Source organism: Pseudoalteromonas sp. GB43 (assembly GCF_054923805.1).
Genome location: NZ_JBPCHJ010000001.1, coordinates 569,752 through 592,023, shown reverse-complemented (window position 1 = coordinate 592,023; position 22,272 = coordinate 569,752). Strand labels below are relative to the sequence as shown.

At 42.2% G+C, this 22,272-nt stretch carries 14 protein-coding genes and 5 pseudogenes; 3 read left to right on the top strand and 16 right to left on the bottom strand.

Annotated elements, in window-relative coordinates:
- The first annotated feature begins 10 nt into the window (after positions 1 to 10).
- The gene (locus ACRWSG_RS02785) at positions 11 to 1,027 is read left to right on the top strand and encodes an aspartate-semialdehyde dehydrogenase (protein WP_054551679.1); all 1,017 of its coding nucleotides are present in this window, start codon (positions 11 to 13) and stop codon (positions 1,025 to 1,027) included.
- Positions 1,028 to 1,298: 271 nt separating this feature from the next.
- Here ACRWSG_RS02785 and ACRWSG_RS02780 read toward each other — a convergent pair whose 3' ends face one another.
- Entirely contained in the window at positions 1,299 to 1,424 is a 126-nt protein-coding gene (locus tag ACRWSG_RS02780; RefSeq protein ID WP_462165557.1) for a hypothetical protein, read from the bottom strand.
- A 45-nt stretch (positions 1,425 to 1,469) separates the two neighbouring features.
- On the opposite strand from ACRWSG_RS02780, the gene ACRWSG_RS02775 reads away from it, so the two are divergent.
- Positions 1,470 to 5,801 (top strand): FimV/HubP family polar landmark protein, encoded by a 4,332-nt coding sequence (locus ACRWSG_RS02775; protein WP_462166882.1) that lies wholly within the window; start codon positions 1,470 to 1,472, stop codon positions 5,799 to 5,801.
- 69 nt (positions 5,802 to 5,870) lie between these two features.
- Here ACRWSG_RS02775 and ACRWSG_RS02770 read toward each other — a convergent pair whose 3' ends face one another.
- On the bottom strand, positions 5,871 to 7,496 hold the full coding sequence (locus ACRWSG_RS02770) for a M28 family metallopeptidase (protein WP_462165556.1): 1,626 nt from the start codon (positions 7,494 to 7,496) through the stop codon (positions 5,871 to 5,873).
- Positions 7,497 to 7,623: 127 nt separating this feature from the next.
- Positions 7,624 to 8,643, bottom strand: a pseudogene (locus ACRWSG_RS02765) (MBL fold metallo-hydrolase).
- A gap of 175 nt (positions 8,644 to 8,818) precedes the next feature.
- Between ACRWSG_RS02765 and ACRWSG_RS02760 the strand changes: the two are divergent.
- Positions 8,819 to 9,412, top strand: coding sequence for a TetR/AcrR family transcriptional regulator (locus ACRWSG_RS02760; protein ID WP_462165555.1), 594 nt, complete (start codon positions 8,819 to 8,821; stop codon positions 9,410 to 9,412).
- A 57-nt stretch (positions 9,413 to 9,469) separates the two neighbouring features.
- Here the strand turns inward: ACRWSG_RS02760 and lipA are convergent, their stop codons facing one another.
- The 13 genes and pseudogenes from lipA to leuS form a co-directional block, all read right to left on the bottom strand.
- A complete protein-coding gene (lipA, locus tag ACRWSG_RS02755; RefSeq protein ID WP_054551675.1) occupies positions 9,470 to 10,435 on the bottom strand; it encodes a lipoyl synthase in 966 nt (321 codons plus the stop codon).
- The gene (lipB, locus tag ACRWSG_RS02750; protein ID WP_462165553.1) at positions 10,432 to 11,085 is read right to left on the bottom strand and encodes a lipoyl(octanoyl) transferase LipB; all 654 of its coding nucleotides are present in this window, start codon (positions 11,083 to 11,085) and stop codon (positions 10,432 to 10,434) included. Before lipB ends, lipA begins: the two co-directional genes overlap by 4 nt.
- A gap of 19 nt (positions 11,086 to 11,104) precedes the next feature.
- Positions 11,105 to 11,383, bottom strand: a complete 279-nt coding sequence (gene ybeD / locus ACRWSG_RS02745; RefSeq protein WP_054551674.1) for a DUF493 family protein YbeD — start codon at positions 11,381 to 11,383, stop codon at positions 11,105 to 11,107.
- A 183-nt stretch (positions 11,384 to 11,566) separates the two neighbouring features.
- Positions 11,567 to 12,727: a serine hydrolase gene (locus tag ACRWSG_RS02740; protein WP_054551673.1), complete on the bottom strand. Its 1,161-nt coding sequence runs from the start codon at positions 12,725 to 12,727 to the stop codon at positions 11,567 to 11,569.
- 54 nt (positions 12,728 to 12,781) lie between these two features.
- A pseudogene (locus ACRWSG_RS02735) lies at positions 12,782 to 13,548 on the bottom strand (septal ring lytic transglycosylase RlpA family protein).
- Positions 13,548 to 14,654: pseudogene (gene rodA / locus ACRWSG_RS02730) on the bottom strand (rod shape-determining protein RodA). Before rodA ends, ACRWSG_RS02735 begins: the two co-directional pseudogenes overlap by 1 nt.
- A pseudogene (mrdA, locus tag ACRWSG_RS02725) lies at positions 14,651 to 16,530 on the bottom strand (penicillin-binding protein 2). The pseudogenes rodA and mrdA overlap by 4 nt, the downstream one beginning before the upstream one ends.
- Before the next feature lie 8 nt (positions 16,531 to 16,538).
- Entirely contained in the window at positions 16,539 to 17,009 is a 471-nt protein-coding gene (gene rlmH, locus ACRWSG_RS02720) for a 23S rRNA (pseudouridine(1915)-N(3))-methyltransferase RlmH (protein ID WP_036967350.1), read from the bottom strand.
- A gap of 27 nt (positions 17,010 to 17,036) precedes the next feature.
- A complete protein-coding gene (rsfS, locus tag ACRWSG_RS02715; protein WP_054551669.1) occupies positions 17,037 to 17,354 on the bottom strand; it encodes a ribosome silencing factor in 318 nt (105 codons plus the stop codon).
- 56 nt (positions 17,355 to 17,410) lie between these two features.
- On the bottom strand, positions 17,411 to 18,046 hold the full coding sequence (nadD, locus tag ACRWSG_RS02710; RefSeq protein ID WP_462165552.1) for a nicotinate-nucleotide adenylyltransferase: 636 nt from the start codon (positions 18,044 to 18,046) through the stop codon (positions 17,411 to 17,413).
- A 12-nt stretch (positions 18,047 to 18,058) separates the two neighbouring features.
- On the bottom strand, positions 18,059 to 19,099 hold the full coding sequence (gene holA, locus ACRWSG_RS02705) for a DNA polymerase III subunit delta (protein WP_462165551.1): 1,041 nt from the start codon (positions 19,097 to 19,099) through the stop codon (positions 18,059 to 18,061).
- A complete protein-coding gene (locus ACRWSG_RS02700; RefSeq protein ID WP_462165549.1) occupies positions 19,099 to 19,587 on the bottom strand; it encodes an LPS-assembly lipoprotein LptE in 489 nt (162 codons plus the stop codon). The genes holA and ACRWSG_RS02700 overlap by 1 nt, the downstream gene beginning before the upstream one ends.
- Position 19,588: 1 nt before the next feature.
- A pseudogene (leuS, locus tag ACRWSG_RS02695) lies at positions 19,589 to 22,178 on the bottom strand (leucine--tRNA ligase).
- Between the last annotated feature and the right edge of the window lie 94 nt (positions 22,179 to 22,272).

Here is a 22,272-nt window from a genome sequence, read left to right as displayed (position 1 = left end):
AGGAAAACACATGTCGCAAAAATTTAATGTAGCCGTATTAGGTGCCACAGGTTTAGTGGGTCGTCAGATTATCGAAACGTTAGAAGATCGTAAGTTTCCGGTAGACCAATTATTTTTACTTGCAAGCAGTCGTAGTGCCGGCGAAGAAATTCAATTTCGCGGTGAGAGCATTGAAGTAATCGATGTCGAAGAGTTTGATTTTAGCCAAGCTCACATTGGTTTATTTTCAGCAGGCGGCAGTGTCTCTGAAAAATACGCACCGATTGCGGCGGACGCAGGCTGTGTGGTAATTGACAATACTTCACACTTTCGTAATGACTACGATGTGCCACTAATTATTCCTGAAGTGAATGCATCAAGCTTAGCGGATTTCAGAAACCGCAACATCATTGCAAACCCTAACTGCTCAACGATTCAAATGCTGGTGGCACTAAAGCCAATTTATGATGCTTATGGCATTGACCGCATTAACGTATCAACTTATCAAGCTGTATCGGGTGCGGGTAAAGAAGCCGTTGATGAACTAGCCAAGCAAACAGCAAACTTAATGAATGCGCGCCCGATGGATAATGCCGTTTTCCCTAAACAAATTGCTTTTAACGTGATCCCACAAATCGACAGCTTTGAAGATAACGGTTATACCCGCGAAGAAATGAAAATGGTTAACGAAACACAAAAAATCTTAGGTGATAACAGTGTTGTGGTTAACCCGACCTGTGTTCGTGTCCCCGTGTTCTTTGGTCACAGTGAAGCGATCAATATTGAAACGCGTATGCCAGTAGATATCGAACATGTGAAGCAGCTATTAAACGATGCACCAGGTGTTGAGTTTATTGAAGACTTAGCCGATTACCCAACAGCTGTGTCTGATGCAAGTGGTAACGATACAGTATACGTAGGGCGTTTACGTGCTGATATTTCGCATCCACATGGTTTAAATATGTGGGTTGTAAGTGATAATACGCGCAAAGGTGCAGCAACAAATAGTGTGCAGATTGCTGAAGAGCTTATCGCAAATTATTTATAAATCTGATGATTTAGGCTGAGCTAAATTTGACAGAAAGCGGCAATTTGCCGCTTTTTTGTGAATTCACTGCCAAATTATTGCCGCATACGTTGTAAAAGCGTATAAACTTAACGATAACAATAAAAAAGTTTCTCAGCCGCTAATATTTAAGCTATTTACTATCAAGGTGTTGCAATAGATATTGCAAGGCAACTAAGTTATAGTTTGCAGCTGGAATAGAGCTTGCAAGAAAACATAATTAAGAATCAATTCTGCAAGAATTACTTGATGTTTAAGCAACCAGGGTTGCTGCGTTAACATTTAAAACATAAAGGATCAGCATGCGCGGTTTAGCAACACTCTTCATATTAGCGTCTGCATTGGTGGTAACACCGACATACTCTGATGAAGGCACCACACTTAAGGTCCTAAAGGTGTCGATTATGGTGCGCAGGGGCGCTCAATTGGTCCGATCAAGCCGACCGATACACTGTGGCGCATTGCCGCTAAAATTCGCCCTGACAACTCTGTAAGTATTTATCAGGTCATGCAAGCTCTGTATGACAAAAACCCATCGTCATTTTTAGACCAAAACCTTAACCATATGCGCGATGGCGCATACCTAAAAATCCCAACAATTGCTGAAATGCGCGCGGTCAATCCAACGTTAGCAAAAGCACGTTCTGAACAAGATGATGAGCTATGGGAGAAAAAGAAAAACGGCACCCTGACTACTGCTGAAATTAATGAATCGCAAAAGAAAGTAACCCAAGCCCGTAAAGTTGATGTAGACGAAGCAAAGCAAGAGCTTAAGCAAGAAATCAACACCATTAAAACAGAGCAGGGTACGCAGCTAGTTGAGCTTCAAAAGCAGTTTAAATCGTCGGTTGAAAATGTTGAAGAAATCTTAGCTGAGAACAACAAACTCAAAAAACAACTGAGTGGTATTTCTAAAGAGCTTGAAACCGTTCGCGATCAGCTTGGTCAAGACAGTGAAATTCAAAAGCAGCTGAAAGAACTGATCACTAAACAAAATGAAATCATAGAGCAGCAAAGAGCAAAAAAGATTGAAGAGGACAGTGGGTTTAGTTTTTCGAGTTTACTGAGCAACCCATTTGTTCTCGGTGCATTAATGTTTATTCCGGCATTACTGATCATTGCTGCCGTTGTGATGTTTTTGAAAAAACGCAACAGCGCCAATGATGATACAGATGCCAGCGATGACGATGAATTTTTACCTCAAAGCCCAAGTTATAATGCTGATGATGATTTAGAACCAATTATAGAAACTGATCCACTAGTTCCTGATCCAGTCGAAGACAATGATGACTTGAGTGTGCGTTTAGATGACGACTTAGACCAAGACATGCTGCCAGATGATGACATCATTTTTGACGACAGCATTGATGATAGTTTCGATGAAGATGACAGTGTTTTAAATCAAGATGAGCTAGAAGGGCTTTTAAGTGATGATATTGAGTTTAGCGATGATTCATCTAATAGCGCTGACGATAATGATTTAGATGCATTTTTACAGCAAGATTTCGATCAAACCGATGACGACAGTTTAGGTGATGAAATAGACCTAGATAGTGAACAGTCTCCAGCAGATTCATCGGGTGATATTTTAAGTGCTGATGACATTGATGACCTATTTGATACTGATGAAGGTGACTCGTTAGATAACGCTAATGATGAAATGGCAGCGCTTAGTGAAGAGCTCGCAGAAGATGACGCTGAAGATGATTTTGACATTGATAGCTTAATTGATGAGCAAAACAACACGGATTCTAATCAAGACGTAAACCTAGACGATATTGATGACTTACTCGATGAAAATAATGATGCCTCAACAACTAACGTAGAAGCAGAACTCATCGATGAAGATGATTTCGATATCGACAGCTTAATTGATGAAGCGCAAACAGACGAGCCAGCAGCCGAAGCTAACGATGCATTAGAAAACGACGATCTTGATGATGCGCTGGATGTTGATGACATTGACTCGCTATTAGATGAAGCTCAAGAAGAAGCGCCAGCCGAAGAACCAAGCGCGGATGAACTCATCGATGAAGATGATTTCGATATCGACAGCTTAATCGATGAAGCACAAACAGAAGAGCCAGCCGCTGAAGCTAACGATGCATTAGAAAACGATGATCTTGATGATGCGCTAGATGTTGATGACATTGACTCACTATTAGATGAAGTTCAAGAAGAAGCGCCAGCAGAAGAACCTAGCGCAGACGATTTAATCGACGAAGATGAGCTTAATGATGACTTAGATGTTGATGACATTGATTCATTATTAGATGAAGCACAAGCAGAGCCAGAGCCTGAAGAGCTTGTAGAAGAACCTAGCGCAGACGACTTAATTGACGAAGACGAGCTCGGTGATGACTTAGATGTTGATGACATTGATTCATTATTAGATGAAGCACAAGCAGAGCCAGAGCCTGAAGAGCTTATTGAAGAGCCTAGCGCAGACGATTTAATCGACGAAGATGAGCTTAATGATGACTTAGATGTTGATGACATTGATTCATTACTAGATGAAGCTCAAGATGAGCAACAGCCTGAAGAAATACAGGAACCTGAAGAGTTAACTGAAGAATTAGCAGAAGAACCTAGTGCAGACGATTTAATCGACGAAGACGAGCTCGGTGATGACTTAGATGTTGATGACATTGATTCATTATTAGATGAAGCACAAGATGAGCAACAGCCTGAAGAAATACAGGAACCTGAAGAGTTAACTGAAGAATTAGCAGAAGAGCCTAGCGCAGACGATTTAATCGACGAAGATGAGCTTAATGATGACTTAGATGTTGATGACATTGATTCATTACTAGATGAGACACAAGCAGAGCCTGAAGCAGAACTTGTTGAAGAGCAGCCTGAAGAGATTGTAGAAGAACCTAGCGCAGAGGATTTAATCGATGAAGACGAGCTTGATGACGAACTAGATGTTGATGACATTGATTCATTGCTAGATGAGGCACAATTAGAGCAAGAGCCTGAAGAGCTTGTAGAAGAACCAAGTGCAGACGATTTAATCGATGAAGATGAGCTTGATGATGCCCTAGATGTCGATGACATCGACTCACTATTAGATGAAGCTCAAGAAGAGCCTGAATCTGAAGAGTTGGTTGAAGAGTCAATTGAAGAACCTAGTGTAGACGACTTAATTGACGAAGATGAGCTTGATCATGATTTAGATGTCGATGACATCGACTCATTACTTGATGAAGATGCTAGTGATGAGCAGGACTCTGACGTTGATGATGAGCTTGAAGAGCTTATTCAGCAAACAAATGAGCTGAAGCAAGACACTGAAGCGCAGATCTCAGATTTAAGTCATGAACAGAGTGACAGTGCAGAGCATGATGAGAACCTACAAGAGTCGCTAGAAGATTTAGCCGATGCTGATCAAGCGGTTGATGACATGAATGTTGAATCGATTGCATCTGAGTTGGTTGATGATGCGGATGATAGTGACGAAGTTGATATCGATGAGGCGCTTAATCAAGAGTTTAATGAAGATAGCGATGAGCTATTAGATGAAGATGATAGTCTTGACGAATTTGATGATCCGTCACTGAAAAGTGTCGATGAGTTATTAAATGAAATTGGTGAAGAAGATGACTATGTTGAAGCACCAGACTGGTCAATTGATGAACCAGAGCAAGACATAGAAGAAGTTGAAATTGATTTAGGCGATGATCCGCTAGCAGATGAAGACCTAACTGATGAATTTGATTTAACCGCCGACGAAGAGCCATTACAGCAAGATACGGTGACTCCTAGCCAAGAGTTGGAAGAGTATCCAGAACTTGAGCTAGATGAAGCCGGTTTTGAATTGGATGAATCTGATGAAGACATTTCTGGTGAGTTAGATGAAGATGCACCATTACAGTTAAGTCAGGCAGAGCAAGACCTTGCTAATTCATTAGCAACGGGTAATGAGCTTGATCAGCTAGACGATGATTTTGATGATGAGATCTTGCTTGATAATGAATTTACAGAAGATGATGTTCTTGATCCTGAGGACGACTTATCGGATCAATCAAAAAGTGAAGGCACAACAGAGTTAACGAGCGAAGCGCCAATTGACGATGAGGTGGCTGATAGCCAAGACGAATTAGAGGAGTTCCCTGAATTCGAATTGGACGATATTGAACTTGATGATGCCGTAGAAGCTGAGCAAACATTAGCTGATATCGAGTCTAATTTAGCTGACGAGGCTGATTTAAGTGAGCTGTCAGACGATGAAATCGATGATGATTTTATGGCTGACCTTACTCAAACAGACTTTGATGCACTGTTAAATGAACTAGCAGAGCCAGATGAAGCTGATATTGCTGATGCCAGTGAGTTCGACGTTGATTTTAATGCACTATTAAATGAAGACTTACAGGGGGAAAGCGAACAGCCAGTTGAACCTGAAGTACAGGCATTAAGTGCCGAGGAGCAACAAACTACTTCAACGGATGAGTTTGTAGATATCGATTCATTACTTGAACAAAGTGACGATGAAGCACTCGACCACGAACCTTATGATGAGGTTGATATGGATGTAGGGCTGAGTGATTTTAATGACTTACTAGCAGGTGATAACCCAACTGATGTTGATGCCGAAAGTGGTGGTTACTCAGCAAAACTGGACTTAGCTCGGGCATATATCGAAATAGACGACTTTGATGCAGCGTTGCAAGCCATTGAAGATGTTATTGCCAATGGCCCAGAGGAAGTGCAAGAAGAAGCACAATCACTTAAAGCTAAAATTAGCGAGTAATAAGTAAAACTAACCAATAATAAACCGAGCTAACTTCAACTAGCTCGGTTTTTTGTATCTAAGCGAAGGTTATTGCTTGTCTTGTAAGCGACGAGTTTTGAAATCAGACTCGGCTTTCCACTTAGGCCAGTCGCCGTTATCAGCAAGTTTGGCAGCAATATCAACTATCAGTTCGATATCTTGCTCAACACCACCCATAGACCAATCTGCTGAATAGTCGTCAGCTTCTTTATGATATTTGTGCGCGATGTAATCTGGATCTGTATCACCTAAACTCATAAACAATAAGCTAGGAACCCCTTGCTTAGCCAGCGAGAAGTGATCAGAGCGGAAGAACAAACCATTTTGAGGACGCGGGTCCATTTTTACATAACGACCTTGTGCTTTCGCTGCACCTGCAAGGTAGTCTTCCATTTCAGACATTCCTTTACCGTATTGTAATATGTAGTCAACGCCGTCTAGCACGTTCATACCATCAATATTAAGCAGCGCGACCATTTGCTTGGTTGGTACAATCTCGCCAGTTGCGAATTGCTCTGAGCCAATAAGCCCTGTTTCTTCAGCCGTAAAGTTGGCAAAGATAATAGAGCGTTTAAATGGTTTTTTCTTATGCATTTCAGTAAGGATACGGGCTATTTCAACCGTTGCTGCGCTACCTGATGCGTTATCAACAGCACCATTGTAGATTTTCACACCGTCATCAGTTTGCTTGGTGCCAAAGTGGTCCCAGTGCGCACCAATTACAATGTACTCATCAGGAGTTTCGCTACCTTTAAGCGTTGCAACAACATTATGCGATTGCGCTTGAGAGATATCACTTTTCAGTGTCAGCGCTGCTTTCGCTTTTAAGTCGACAGGTTTAAAGTCAGCTTTTAGTGCGTTGGCTTTTTCAGTTTGATAATCAAGGCCTGCTTGAGCAAAAATTTCATTTGCCGCTTGCTCATCAATCCAACCCATTACAGGGATGTCAGAAGCATTCTTATCTTGGTCGATTAAGGTATATTTGCTACCCGTGTTCGAGCTTTCTACAACGCTCCAAGGGTAAGCTGCAGGAGCCGTTTCGTGAACGATAAATACTGCTTTTGCACCTTGGTGAGCACCTTCTTCATATTTGTAAGTCCAACGACCGTAGTAGGTCATAGCATTACCGGTGAAAAGCGTGTCGTCTTGCGTGGCAAAACCAGGATCATTAACAAGCACGATAATTGTTTTGTCTTTTACATCAATATCTGCAAAGTCATCCCAATTATATTCAGGTGCATTAATACCATAGCCAACAAACACAACATCAGAGCCATCAATGTTGATTTCAGGGTTAATTTGTTGGGTACGGGCGGTAAAATCACTGCCAGCATTAAAGCTTAAATCACCCACTTGTAAGGTCATGTTTTGATCTGGAGTGAGTTTTGCCATGGTAACTGGCTGTAAAAACTCGCCATTAAAACTACCGCTTAAGCCGAGTTTTTTATATTCATCGGCTAAATAGTTAATAGTGAGCGTTTCGCCTTCAGTTAAAGGGCCACGGCCTAAGAATTCATCAGAGGCGAGGGTTTTAATATGTGAGCGTACATTGGCAATGTTTACGGCTGCATTGCTTTCAGCGTTTGGTTTATCAGTGCTTGTTGTTGGTTGCTCAGAGCAGCCGAATAAACCAATTGCAAGTGCCAAGCTTGCATACTTAAGGTGAGTTATCATAGTTTTTCTGGTTGATTGCACAGGGTTTCACTATATGGGACGCGAAGGGGGGCTGTCCAGAAAGAGTCTACAAATAACTAATTATTCAGGATGAAAGGGTAATAATGCACCTTTCATCCTGTCAATTTTACCACCACGCTTTATCAATGGCGGTATCTTGAATTTTAAATACCTCACCAACTAACGGAGTACTCAGTGACACTTGCTCCTGTCCTGCTTTTTTAGCGACACGTTTAAGTGGGTCATACCAAGCATGAAAGGCAAGATTCGAATGTACCATTATGCACGGGCACCATCACATCACCTTGTAAGTCGAGGTGAGCTTGTACTGATTGCTCTGGTGTCATGTGAATGTCAGCCCAATCTTTGTCGTAAGCACCGGTTTCAATAAAAGTGATATCAAATGGCCCATAGCGATTACCAATTTCTTTAAAGCCAGCAAAATAACCAGAGTCACCGCTAAAATAAAAGCGCTTGTCATTTACTTTAATAGCCCAAGAGCCCCAAAGAGTTTTATTGCCATCTGTTAAACCTCGGCCAGAAAAGTGCTGGGTTGGTGTAAATACAATTTGGCTATTTGCCATATTTTGCTCTTGCCACCAATCAAAACTATGGACTCTTTGTTCATCAACTCCCCATTTTTTCAGGTCGTTTTCGACTCCTAATGGCACATAAAAAGAATCTGTTTTACCAACAAGCTGTTTAATCGCCGCTTTATCTAAGTGATCATAATGGTTGTGCGAAATAAATACCTTGGCAATGTTTGGTAACTCTTTAATGCTGATAGGTGTTGGCTGAAAGCGCTTTGATCCATGAATGAAAAAGGCGAAGCGCGCTCTGAAAATACCGGATCAAATAGCCAGTATTCGCCATACACTTTCGCTAAAATAGAGGAGTGACCTAATTTTACAAAATGCACTGTGTCATTAGATAAACGCTCAAGCTGTGCATGAGAAACAGAATGCATAGGCAGTTCACCTGTTGGCTCTGCATCAATTTTCTTTTCAGTAATAAAGCGTTTGAAGATACCTAGCGTTTTCTTAAAGCTGGGTCTTTCTACCTCGGCGCTATTGTGGAACTTGCCATCAGATAATTGCGCAGAGTGGCTGTTATCACTCACGCCATCAGCGGCTAATTGATTATTCATAATAAACACTCCTATCACGATGCATAGAGTGGCGATTGCGAGCCATTTTAGAAATTTCATATCGTCACCATAAGTAAACTACACGGTGTAGTTTTTCATGGTTTGCTATAAAAGTAAACTATCTAGTGCATTTTTTATTTTTGCGTTACACTAGTAACCCTTATCGGAGGGGTCCATGAAATTATCACAGAGAAAACGATTAGATATTTTGAATGCAGCTGAAACGTTGTTTTTTCAGCAGGGCGTTGAGCATACAAGTATGGATCAGGTTGCAAGCTTAGCAGGTGCCTCAAAACGTACCGTCTACAATCACTTTGAAAATAAAGATGTGTTGTTTCAAGCAATTCTAGTGTTTATGTTTGAAAAAGTCCGCCAAGAGCAAGCGGTTGTATTTGATGCCGCTGTGCCAATTGCACAGCAGTTAACACGCATTGCTGAACAAGAAGTGGCACTTTTGACCTCTGAAGAGTTTTTAAAAGTAGCGAAAGTCGCTTTCATGCAGATGTTACAGCAGCCTGATTTAGCAAAATCATTAGCCAGTAATAACATGGGCTGTATGCAAGATCTGGTGGCGTTTTTAGAAGCAGGTGTAAAAGCACAGGTTTTAACGATTGATGATGTTGAGTTTGCAGCAAAACAGTTTGTGTATCAGTTAAAGTCTCTGATCTTCTATCCGTTGCTGTATGGCTTTGAGCGCCAAGAAGACGACTCCGATAACAAAGTAATAAGCGAAACTGTAAAAATGTTCTTAGCGCGTTATGGGCGCTGATATTTTGGAACATAAAAAAGCCCGCTTAATGCGGGCTTTTAAATAGTTGTAAAAGTATTACTTCACTTCTTTACCAGCTGCTTGTTGGTCAGCATGGTAGCTTGAGCGAACAAATGGACCACAGGCTGCATGTGTAAAGCCAATTTCGTCTGCATAATCTTTTAAAGCATCAAACTCTGCTGGCGGCACATAGCGTTTAACCGGTAAGTGGTGCTTAGAAGGTTGTAGGTATTGACCTACTGTTAGCATATCAACGTTATGCTCGCGTAAATCACGTAATACTTCTTCGATTTCGCTAATTTCTTCACCTAAACCTACCATCAAACCAGATTTAGTTTTCACATCTGGATGTGCTTCTTTAAAGCGGCGTAACAACTCAAGTGACCATTTATAGTCAGCACCTGGACGCGCTAATTTGTATAAACGCGGTGCTGTTTCTAGGTTGTGGTTAAATACATCTGGCGGCGTCTCGATTAAGATATCAAGGGCTCTGTCCATACGACCACGGAAGTCAGGTACTAGAATTTCAATCGTGATTTCTGGGTTATGCTTACGAATTTCACGAATACAGTCAGCAAAGTGCTGTGCACCACCATCACGTAAATCATCACGGTCTACTGACGTGATTACAACATAGCTTAGCTTCATGTCTTTAATAGTCAGCGCTAGCTTTTCTGGCTCAGCTGCGTCTGGCTTTAATGGACGGCCATGGGCAACATCACAGAATGGACAACGACGAGTACAAATAGCACCTAAGATCATGAAAGTCGCAGTACCATGGTTGAAGCATTCAGATAGGTTAGGGCACGAAGCCTCTTCACACACTGAGTGTAAACCATGTTTACGCATCGCTTGTTTAATACCATCAATACGTTCAGTTGATTTTGGTAAGCGAATTTTTAGCCACTCTGGCTTACGCAACATTTCGTTTTTTTCAGTCGGTAAAACTTTAACTGGGATCAGTGCCATTTTTTCTGCATCACGCAGTTTTACGCCTGGTTCCATTTTGACTGGTTTATTCATTCGTTTTCAAACCCTTCAGTGTGCTTAACCACAGTAGCATTAAGCTTTTTAATCATGTGTTTTACAAGCCCTGCACCTGCTTGCTCGAGGTTTTGCGGACCGTTTAGATCGGTTGTTTGCACCATGTTCATGCCAGCATAGCCGCATGGATTAATACGTAAGAATGGACTTAGATCCATACTTACATTTAGTGCTAAACCGTGGAAAGAGCAACCGCGGCGAACGCGAAGGCCTAGTGAGGCAACTTTGCTGTCGATAACGTAAACACCGGGTGCGTCCGCTTTCGCGTAGGCATCAATGTCGTAGTCTTTTAACGTATCAATAATGCACTCTTCAAGCCAAGTTACCAGCTCCCTTACACCAATGTTTAAACGACGTAAGTTGAATAGCACATACATCATTTGTTGGCCTGGTCCGTGATAGGTAACTTGACCACCACGATCCACTTGGATCACTTCGATATCACCGGTATTTAATAAGTGCTCAGCTTTGCCTGCTTGGCCTTGCGTAAATACTGGCTCGTGCTCTACAAGCCAAATTTCATCTGCTGTGTGCTCATCACGGGTGTCGGTAAAAGATTGCATTTTTTGCCAAATTGGCATGTAACGCTGACGACCTAGTTGACGAACGATTAATTCTCTTTCGCTCACGAGTTACTCCGTAATCGGTTTATAGCATGTGACGTACGTCATCGATGTTGCTGATCACGTTATAAATTTCTTCGATGTGCTCTTTACTTGTAACCGTTGCTACAAGCGTTACAGATTCGTAATTACCTTTGCTGCTTGGTTTTACCTTTGGCGCATAATCGCCAGGTGCAATTGGTTGCAGCTTTTCTAGGATCTGATCTGTTAGATTTACGTTAGCTAAGCCCATGATTTTAAATGTGAATGGGCAAGGGAAATCTAAATACTCATCAAACTTAGTATTTTTTACAGGTTGAACCACGACGGTGACTCCTCAAACAGTGAGTGTGCTTAATAGAGGTGTTCTCTGCCATTTCTTGGCGTTAAGCAAACTTAGATTACGACGCACTCGACCCAGCGCGACTGATATGGGGCGCATTCTATCATTTTTCAGACAAAAAAAAACGCCTTGCGGTGCAAGGCGTTTATAAACTTTATGACCAGATTACTGAATTTGTAAACGTAGGTAATCGTAGATCTTGCTAAAGAAGCTGCCTTCTTCCACTTCTTCTAGTGTAACTAGTGGATATTGTGCAATTTCTTCACCTTCAAGCTGTAAGAATAGCGTGCCTACTTTAGTACCTTTAGCAAGCGGTGCTTCTAATGTTTTATCAAGTTCGAAGTTCGCTTTTAAGTTTTTACGCTGACCACGTGGAATCGTAATAGGTGTGTCTTCTAAGATACCTAACGATACGTTTTCTTTGTTACCCATCCAAATACGTTGCTCAGCAAAGCTGTCGCCTGCTTTATATGGCGTGATTGTTTCGAAAAAGCGGAAACCGTAGTTCAATAGTTTTTTGCTTTCAACTTTACGAGCACGTTCGCTTTCTGTGCCCATTACTACCGCGATTAAACGCATATCATCTTTAGTTGCAGAAGTTACTAAGCTATAACCCGCTTCTGATGTATGGCCAGTTTTAATACCGTCAACGTTCATGCTTTCATCCCATAACAATGAGTTACGGTTGTATTGCTTGATGCCGTTAAAAGTGAATGATTTTTTCGCGTATACTTCGTACTCATCTGGTACATCGCGAATAAGTGCAGCACCTAAAGTTGCCATATCACGTGGTGTCGTGAAGTGTTCGTTAGTATCTAAACCATGGCTATTTACGAAGTGGCTGTTAGTCATGCCAAGTTTTTCAGCGTGGGCATTCATTAAATCAGCAAATGCGCTTTCACTACCAGCAATGTGTTCTGCCATTGCTACACAGGCATCGTTACCCGATTGAATAATGATACCGTGGTTTAAGTCATCAACGCTGATCTGCTTACCGACTTCGATAAACATTTTTGATGATTCAGGGAAATTCTTTGCCCAGGCTTTTTCACTGACTGTAACCATATCAGTTGGTGCAATATTACCTGCTTTGATTTCAGTACCAATTACATAACTGGTCATCATTTTGGTTAAACTAGCCGGTGCTAATTTTGTATCTGCTTCGCCTTCGGCAATCACTTTACCTGTGGTGAAATCAACCAAGAAATAACCTTTCGCATTAACTTGAGGTGGGGCAGGGATAATTTGGGCTGTTGCAGAAAATACGCTAGCAGTGCAAACAAGGCCACAAACGCCACTTAAGATTTTATATTTTATAGATTTCATCGTACTCATTAATGGTTAAAGTTAAACATGTTGCGTTGACCTATTCTAAAGGTCTTACTCACTGTAAAGCAAGAACGCGTTCTGAAATTGGTTTTGTTTTAGCTTTTCTAAAACAGCTTGTGCTTCTGCGGCATCTTTTATTGGACCAAGACGTAATCGATAGATTCCATCTTTTTCAACAATGTTTGTTGGCACATGATATTGCTGACGAAGTTGAAACGCGAGCGCTTCAACATTAGCAAGAGTACTTCCCGCTGCAACCTGAATGTAGCTTAAACGAGGGGCAGAATTGGCAAGGGTAACAGCCTCAACCTTAACACGGGCTGTACCTTGTCGGTAATAACCTAATTTATAGGCCGCAGAATAAGATAAATCGATAATCCGGTCATCATGAAACGGACACGGTCGTTTACGCGAACAATTACTGATTTTCCGTTATCTAAATTTGTTACTCTGGCAAAGCTCGGTAGCGGCAGTGTTTTATGAGCTGCTGTCATGGCAAACATATCGTACACCTCGCCGTTTGAGGTGTGATAATTGTGAAACTTTCGACCATACCACGAAGCAATGCCTTCTTCTGCATAGCCAGTTTCATCGAGCATCGGCGTGTAGCGTTTACCACGGACTTCGTAAGGGCGACTAGCGCTTGCGCTTTTAACAACCGGGGTGACTATGGCATCTTGCATTTCAAGTTCGGTTGGTTTTCGAAGCGGGGCTGCATCATGCTCCATAGCATAACGGCCTTGCTGAGATGAAGAGCTACATGCTGCTAGCAGCACAGAAAATAACGCTATAAGTAAGTAATTGACTCGCTGTGTCATTATTTTAAAAGCATCCTTTTATCGGTGGCGATAGACATGATAATGCCAAATCCGGCCATCAAGGTCACCATTGAGGTGCCACCATAACTTATTAGAGGTAACGGAACACCTACTACAGGCAGTAAGCCCGAAACCATGCCAATATTTACAAATACATAAACAAAGAAGGTCAGTGTTAATGCGCCGGCAAGCAGTTTACCAAACGCATCTTGCGCGTTTACCGCAATATATAAGCCACGACCAATAATAAACAAGTACATACAAAGTAATAAACAAACCCCAAACAGGCCAAACTCTTCGCTCAATACAGAAAAGATAAAATCTGTATGACGCTCAGGTAAAAACTCTAGTTGTGATTGTGTCCCTTGCAGCCAGCCTTTACCCTCAATGCCGCCAGAACCTATCGCAATTTTCGATTGAATGATGTGGTAACCCGAGCCAAGCGGATCGCTTTCAGGATCTAAAAAGGTCAGTACCCGTTGTTTTTGATAATCAAGCATCACGTAATGCCAAAACGGTCATGCTGCCAAACCAACAGTAGCAGATAAAAAGCCAATAAGACGCCAACTTAGCCCAGATAAAAACAATACAAATATCCCTGAACTGGCAATCAAAATAGAGGTGCCTAAGTCGGGTTGTTCTTTAATTAAAATGGTTGGCACCATTACAATCGCAAAGCCAATAATTAAATGAATGATTCTTGGCGGTAAATGGTTACGCCCGATATACCGTGCAACCATCATTGGCACGGCTATTTTCATTAACTCTGACGGTTGGAAACGGGTTACTCCTAAGTCTAGCCAGCGCTGAGCGCCTTTTGAACTAACCCCAAATAACAACACCCCAACCAGCATTAAAAGCCCCACGCAGTAGAGCGGAATAACCATACTCTTTAATGTGTTAGGCGAAAACTGCGCGAGTATAAACATACCTAGGATAGCGCCAAACATACGTGTTGCGTGGCGTATCATCATTGCAGAGTCTTGGCCGCTGGCACTGTATACAATAGCAAGGCTGGCTACCATCATCGTCATAAGGGCGATAAGTAGTGGTAAATCGAGGTGTAGGCGCTGCCAAATTGAGCGTTTTTTATTTAATGGGATCATGGCGCGTCACTTTGGGCTATTTGAATCGGGTTCGCTGAGAAGTAGTAATCCATTAATTGACGCGCAATAGGCGCACCAACTGTACTACCACCACCAGTGTTTTCAACCACTACAGAGACCACAATTTGTGGATCGTTATAGGGTGCAAAACCAACATAGATAGCGTTATCACGTTGGCGCTCTTTAAGGGACTTAGCATCATAACGCTCACCCTGAGCAATACTCACAACCTGAGCAGTGCCGGTTTTACCTGCTGGGTCGTAATTCGCCCCTTTAAATGCTTTATGCGCCGTACCTGTGACTTTGTGTACGGTGTTGTGCATCGCATCCAGCGCAATTTGCCAATGATGTGGATTTTTTAATACTACAGGTGGCTTTTCATCATTATTAATTTGCGTTACTTCGTTTTCTTTTTTAGCGACTTGTACAAGGTGCGGAGGGTGATCGAGTCCACGGTTCACTAAGATGTTGGTTGCATTAGCTATTTGCATTGGTGTTGCGGTCCAATAACCTTGGCCGATACCTACAGAAATGGTGTCGCCGCGCCACCATGATTCTCTAAAGCGGGCTTCTTTCCATTCTCGCGATGGCATAATGGCAGATGTTTCTTCATGAATATCGATTCCAGAGAGTTCGCCAAAGCCAAACTGCGTCATAAAGTCACTGATTTTGGTGATCCCTAAACGGTAAGCAACATCGTAAAAATAGGTATCGCATGACTCTTCAATAGCACGATAAACATCAACATGGCCATGACCCAACGTTTCCAGTCACGCCATTTGTGCTCCACGTTAGGAATTTGGAAAAAGCCCGGATCCCAAATTTGTGTTTGCTCGGTTACCAGTCCTTCTTCAAGGGCAAGAATTGACATATGAGGCTTAACCGTTGAGGCAGGTGCATAACGCCCTTGCGTGGTTCGGTTAATTAGCGGTCGGTCTGGGTTTAACAACTTTTTGTAATCTGTGCTGCTGATACCATGGACAAATAAATTCGGGTCATAACTTGGGTTGGAGTAAAGTGCTAAAACGCCGCCATCTTTAGCATCAAGCACTACAATGGCACCACGCATGTCTTTTAAGGCATGTTGAGCAATTTGTTGTAAGCCTATATCGAGAGTGAGTACTAAGTCGTGACCAGGCTCAGGTGGCGTGAGGCTTAAAGTGCGGATAACTCGGCCACGGTTATTCACTTCAACGCGCTGCGAACCAACCACACCATGAAGAAGTTCTTCGTAATACTTTTCGATACCCAGCTTACCAATGTCGTGGGTTGCACGGTAGTTCGTTGCTTGGTCTTCTGCTTCCAGTTTGGTGAGTTCTTTTTTGTTGAGTTTGGCAACATAACCTAGGGCATGGGTAAGGGTATCACCATAAGGGTAATAGCGAGCTAAACGCGCTTCGATACTAAAGCCAGGAAACTTATGCTGATTAACCGAGAACTTTGCAACTTCGGTTTCGTCTAAACGGGCTTTTAATACTTGGCTTTTAAAGCGGCGATTGTGCTTAATGTCATCTAGAAAGTCAGCTTTTTGTTGCTCAGTTATTTTAATAACTTTTTCAACTTCGCTCAGTGCCTCTTCAAGGTTATCAACTTCCTCGGGTATTACTTCTAAATTATAAACTGGTTTGTTTTCAGCCAGTAATACGCCATTTCTGTCGTAAATAAGCCCACGGTTAGGGGCAATTGGAATAACTTTGATGCGGTTATCGTTCGAACGTGTTTGATAATCTTGATGTTCGATAACTTGGATGTTGTATAGGTTAGATAACAACACACCAATTAACAGTGTAACAAACACAAAACCCACAAATGCTCGGCGAGCAAACAAGTTTGCTTCAGCCGAGTGGTCTCGAATCGTGGGTCTGTGTTTTCGCATTGGCTTTACTACTCGCGATGATAAGGGTGGTTGTTATTCAAGCTCCAGCCTCGGTATAGGCTTTCTGCAACAATGATGCGCACTAGCGGGTGCGGTAGTGTCAGGTTTGATAATGACCACTTTTGCTCAGACGCTGCAATACACTCAGGTGCTAAGCCTTCTGGTCCACCAATCAATAAGCTAACATCGCGACCATCAAGCTGCCACTTTTCCATACTTTTTGCCAGCTGATGGGTATCCATTGGTTTACCCGTCACCTCTAGCGTTACAATGCGGTTACCTTTAGGGATCGCAGCTAGGGTCTTTTCGCCTTCAAGTTGTAAAATACGTTTGATATCCGCATTTTTACCACGTTTACCTGCGGGGATTTCAATTAGTTCAAGAGGCATATCACGCGGGAAGCGACGTTGATATTCTGTGAATCCGGTTTCAACCCATGCTGGCATTTTGGTGCCAACAGCAATCAATTGTATTTTCAAAATGGTTACCTATGTCCTTGCTAAGGGTTAGCCCCAAAGTTTCTCTAAATCATAGAAGTCGCGAGTTTGGTCTTGCATTACATGCACAACCACATCACCTAGGTCTACAAGCACCCATTCACCTTCGTTTTGGCCTTCGTAACCGAGAGGTTCTTCACCAGCATGGCGTGCTTCTTTAGCAACATGATCAGCAATAGATTGTACATGGCGTTTAGAGTTACCTGAGCACACTAACATGTAATCAGTAATGTCAGACTTACCACGAACATCAAGCTGTACCACATCACGGGCTTTCATATCATCGACTTTATCAAGGGCAAATGCGAGTAGTTGTTTAGAATCCAAAGTGTTTTCTCAAAAATAAATAATCTTAATTTGTTATTTTATCACGCAGGCAGTATTTATTCATCTGTTTGGTAAAGATGATGCTGCGCAATATAGTGACTTACATTGGTAGGTAAAAGTTCCGCTATATCATTATTTAAATGCAGCTTTTTTCTGATTTCGCTTGAGGCGGCATTAACTTGTAAGCCATTTAAAAAGAATAACTTACCTGCAGGGGCTTGTTGTAGCTGGCTAAGTTGCTCTGTTACGGCATTCTTTTTATAAGCTGCAAGTTCACCAGATACTTGGCAGTGCTGCCCCGGACGCTGGTACACCACAATATGACAAAGTTTGACAATTTCTTGCCATTTAAACCATTTATCTAGGCTATTGAATGAATCCATGCCGATTAAAAACATAATCGGCTCGGCTGGGTTTTCTGCACGAAGCTCTTCTAAACTTAGCAAAGAATAAGACGCACCTTCTCGGTTTAGTTCGCGGTAATCGATAGCAAAATGCGGATTGTCGTCAATCGCAAGTTTTAGCATATTAATGCGATGCTCATCACTTATTCCTGGCTTGGCTTTGTGGGCAGGAATAGCGCAAGGCATGAAGTAAAGGGTATCTAGTTGGCACTGCTGAACACACTGCTGGGCCATATTAATATGACCTAAGTGAATTGGATCAAAGGTGCCACCAAAAATAGCAATCATGAATTGTTACTCTTAGTCAAAGACCGGGTGGCAAGGTAAAGGTATCGCCACAGGTTGGCAAAATACTAAGCATATTTGCATTAATGCTTGGTAGGGGGCTACAAGATTGCCTTGTTTATATGCGGCATCAAACTGAGCTAATTGTTTGGTAATTTGTTCGAGTACTTGGATGTTCAAGCGATTTAAGGCCTGTTGTACAACAGCTTGTTGGTTTTTCCAAATATTATACTTTTTGTATAAATCAGCCATATTGGCACCATTCAAGCGCCCGTGTTGCATAGCCAGTAAGTTAGCTGCTTCTTTATTGATGGCCCAAAAAATACTCATGGCTTCAGTGTTATCGGCAGCCAGTTTAGTCATTACTTTAACTGCTTGTTCGGCGTGGCCATTTAATAAAGCATCACTCAAATCAAAAATATCAAATTTTGACTGATTTAGTAGCCCTTGCATCACAGCTTGTTGGTCAATTAGCTCACTACCATAAAGCAAAGATAGCTTTTCTAACTCTTGATGACAGGCAAGTAAATTTCCTTCAGTGGCATCAATTAAGCTTTGTTTCGCATTGTTATGAAGATTTAAGTTTAAACGGTAGCACTGTTCATCTAGCCAACGGTTTAGGTGATTACCTGATAATGGGTAACAAGGAACAAATAACCCTTGCTTATCGAGGGCTTTAAACCAAGCACTGCGTTGAATATCTTGGCTGGCTTTGGCGCCTTTTAAAACCAAAATAGTATCGGGATTAGCAAGCTCAACAAGCTGCTTAAAGATTTGACTGCCTTGCGTACCAGGTTTTTGCTCGTTTAAATCAAACTCAATTAAGGTACGAGCGCTGAACAGTGACATACTTTGGTATTGAGCAACAATTTCTTGCCAATCAAAACCCGGCATTAAGGTAAATTTTATTACCTCGTCAAAGCCTTGCTGTTTAGCTGCTTGGCGAATTTGCATGATGCACTGCGCAATTTGATAAGGCTCTTCACCAAACACCATGTAAAAAGGCGCGAGGCCTTTTTTTAACTGGCTAGGAAGCTGGTTTGCATAACAACGCATTACAGTTGTGATAGCTCACGAACAATACGACGACTCGCTTGCTTACGAATTTCGCCTAAGAGCAAATCAAGCTCTTTTGCTTTGGCAAGGGCATTGTCTGGGTCGTCTTGGTAGTTACGATACAATTCAAAGCTTTGATTAATCGCTTTTTGTCCAGGGCGCTTAAGGGTATAGCTTACGCTGTAGGCAAGTTCATATTCAGCAACCTGACCATTATTAAACAATGACAAAATTTGACGCTCTAAGCGGTCTTTGTGAATCTTTAACTCAGGGTGTTTACCAACTTGGTTAAGCTCAACTTTACTCGCAATCAGTTCTTTTTCGACTAATTCGAATAAGGCTGACTTTTCATCATCACCAACAAGGGTGAGTACTTTCAAGTCGTCAGGCAAGTTAGAGGCTTTCTTTAAGTGAAAGCCACAACTTGTCAGCAGTAAACAGACTAGCGCAAGGGCTAGTCCGTTTTTCAGTGCGTGAAGCGCTGCCATCTTAGTTAGCAACCACGTTAAGTAGTTTGCCAGGTACGTAAATTACTTTACGGATAGTCGCGCCTTCAGTGAACTTAGTCACGTTTTCTTCAGCAAATGCTAATGCTTCAACTTGCTCTTTAGTTGCATCTGCAGGCACTGTTAACTTAGCACGTAGCTTACCGTTAACTTGTACAATGATTAGCTTTTCATCTTCAACAAGTGCTGATTTATCAACTGTTGGCCATGCTGCATCTAAGATATCGCCTTCTTTGCCAAGGTCTTGCCATAACTGGTGACACATGTGCGGTGTGATAGGCGCAAGCATGATAAGTAATGCTTCAAGTGCTTCGTTAGCAATTGCCACATCTTGTTTATCAGCAAGTGGAGCTTTAAGTAACTTGTTCGAAATTTCCATGATTGCAGCGATTGCAGTGTTGAACGTTTGACGACGTTCAACGTCATCAGTCACTTTTGCAATTGCTTTATGAAGTTCACGACGAAGAACTTTTTGGTCGTTGTTTAATGCTGATTTATCAAGCGCTTGATAACCTACTGTTTCAACATCAACAGCGTATTTCCAAATACGTTTTAAGAAACGCATTGCACCTTCAACACCTGAATCAGACCATTCAAGAGTTTGCTCTGGTGGTGCAGTGAACATCATGAATAAACGCACTGTATCTGCACCGTACTGGGCGATAACTTGTTGTGGGTCGATACCGTTGTTTTTCGATTTCGACATTTTGCTCATGCCCGCAGAAAATACCGGCTCGCCATCTTCTTTGTGCCACGCTTTAACAACACGACCTTTGTCGTCTGTTTCAGTTTGAACGTCTGTTGGTGAAATCCAGATATCACCGCCTTTCTCATCTTTACGATAGAAAGTATCAGCTAGTACCATGCCTTGACATAATAAGCGCTCAAATGGCTCATCTGAGTTTACTAAACCAAAGTCACGTAATAGTTTGTGGAAGAAACGCGAGTAAAGTAAGTGCAAGATTGCATGCTCAATACCACCAATGTATTGGTTTACTGGTAACCAGTAATTGGCAGCGCCTGGCTCGATCATGCCTTCGTCAAAACGTGGGCTACAGTAACGAGCGTAGTACCAAGACGATTCCATGAAGGTATCGAAGGTATCTGTTTCGTGGAATGCAGGCGCGCCATTTACCTTTGTTTTAGCCCACTCAGGATCAGCTTTGATTGGTGAAGTCACACCATTCATTACTACGTCTTCTGGTAAGCGAACGGGTAGCATATCTTCTGTTGCTGCAAGCTCATCACCATTTTCGTCGCTAAGCATTGGAATTGGAGAACCCCAGTAACGCTGACGGCTAACACCCCAGTCACGTAGACGGAAATTAACTTTACGCTCACCTACACCCAGCGCTTCTAGTTTGTCTGCAACGGCATTAAACGCTGCTTCAAACTCAAGACCATCGAACTCACCCGAGTTAACTAACACACCTTTTTCTGTGTAAGCTTGGTTGTCTAAATCAACCGTTTCTTCAGAACCTGCAGCTGGTGCGATAACTTGAGCAATCTCAAGGCCATACGTTGTTGCAAACTCGTAGTCACGTTGGTCGTGCGCAGGAACAGCCATAACAGCGCCTGAGCCGTAATCCATTAATACGAAGTTAGCGACCCAAATTGGTACTTGCTTACCTGTTAATGGGTGAATTGCATAAAAGCCTGTTGCAATGCCTTTTTTGTCCATGGTTGCCATGTCTGCTTCAGCGATTTTCGTGTTTTTACACTCATCAACAAACATAGCTACAGCGTCGCTGTTTTTAGCAGCTTCTTGTGCAATTGGGTGACCGGCAGCAACTGCTACGTACGTCACACCCATGAAGGTATCTGGGCGTGTTGTATAAACACTGAATGTGTCTTCGTTATCAGCACGCTTAAATTCGATTTCTAAACCTTCAGAGCGACCAATCCAGTTGCGCTGCATGGTTTTAACTTGCTCAGCGCCAGTGGTCAAGTTTATCTAAATCGTCTAATAGCTCTTGTGCGTAATCAGTGATTTTGATGAACCATTGTGGAATTTCTTTTTGCTCAACAATTGCACCTGAACGCCAACCACGACCATCAATTACTTGCTCGTTAGCAAGTACTGTTTGGTCAACTGGATCCCAGTTAACTGTTGACATCTTTTTGTAAACTAAGCCTTTTTCGTAAAGCTTAGTGAAGAACCATTGTTCCCACTTGTAGTATTCTGGGTGACATGTTGCGATTTCACGATCCCAGTCGTAACCAAAACCTAGTTGCTTTAACTGGTTACGCATGTAATCGATGTTTTCGTAAGTCCACTTAGCAGGTGCTGTGTTATTTTTGATTGCTGCATTTTCAGCTGGTAGACCAAACGCATCCCAACCCATAGGTTGCATTACGTTTTTGCCTTGCAAGCGTTGGAAGCGTGATACTACGTCACCAATGGTGTAGTTACGAACGTGACCCATGTGGAGTCGGCCGCTTGGGTATGGGAACATAGATAGGCAGTAATACTTTTCTTTGCTCTCATCTTCAGTGACTTTAAATACTTGGTTTTCTTCCCAATAGGCTTGTACTTTTGACTCAATGTCTTGCGGGTTATATTGCTCTTGCATCTACGATTCCAGACTTCTTGCAAATTAATAAAAAATTGTCGATAAGGATAACCCAAAATACATGCTAATCACAGCGGCAAATAGGCGCTTTTGT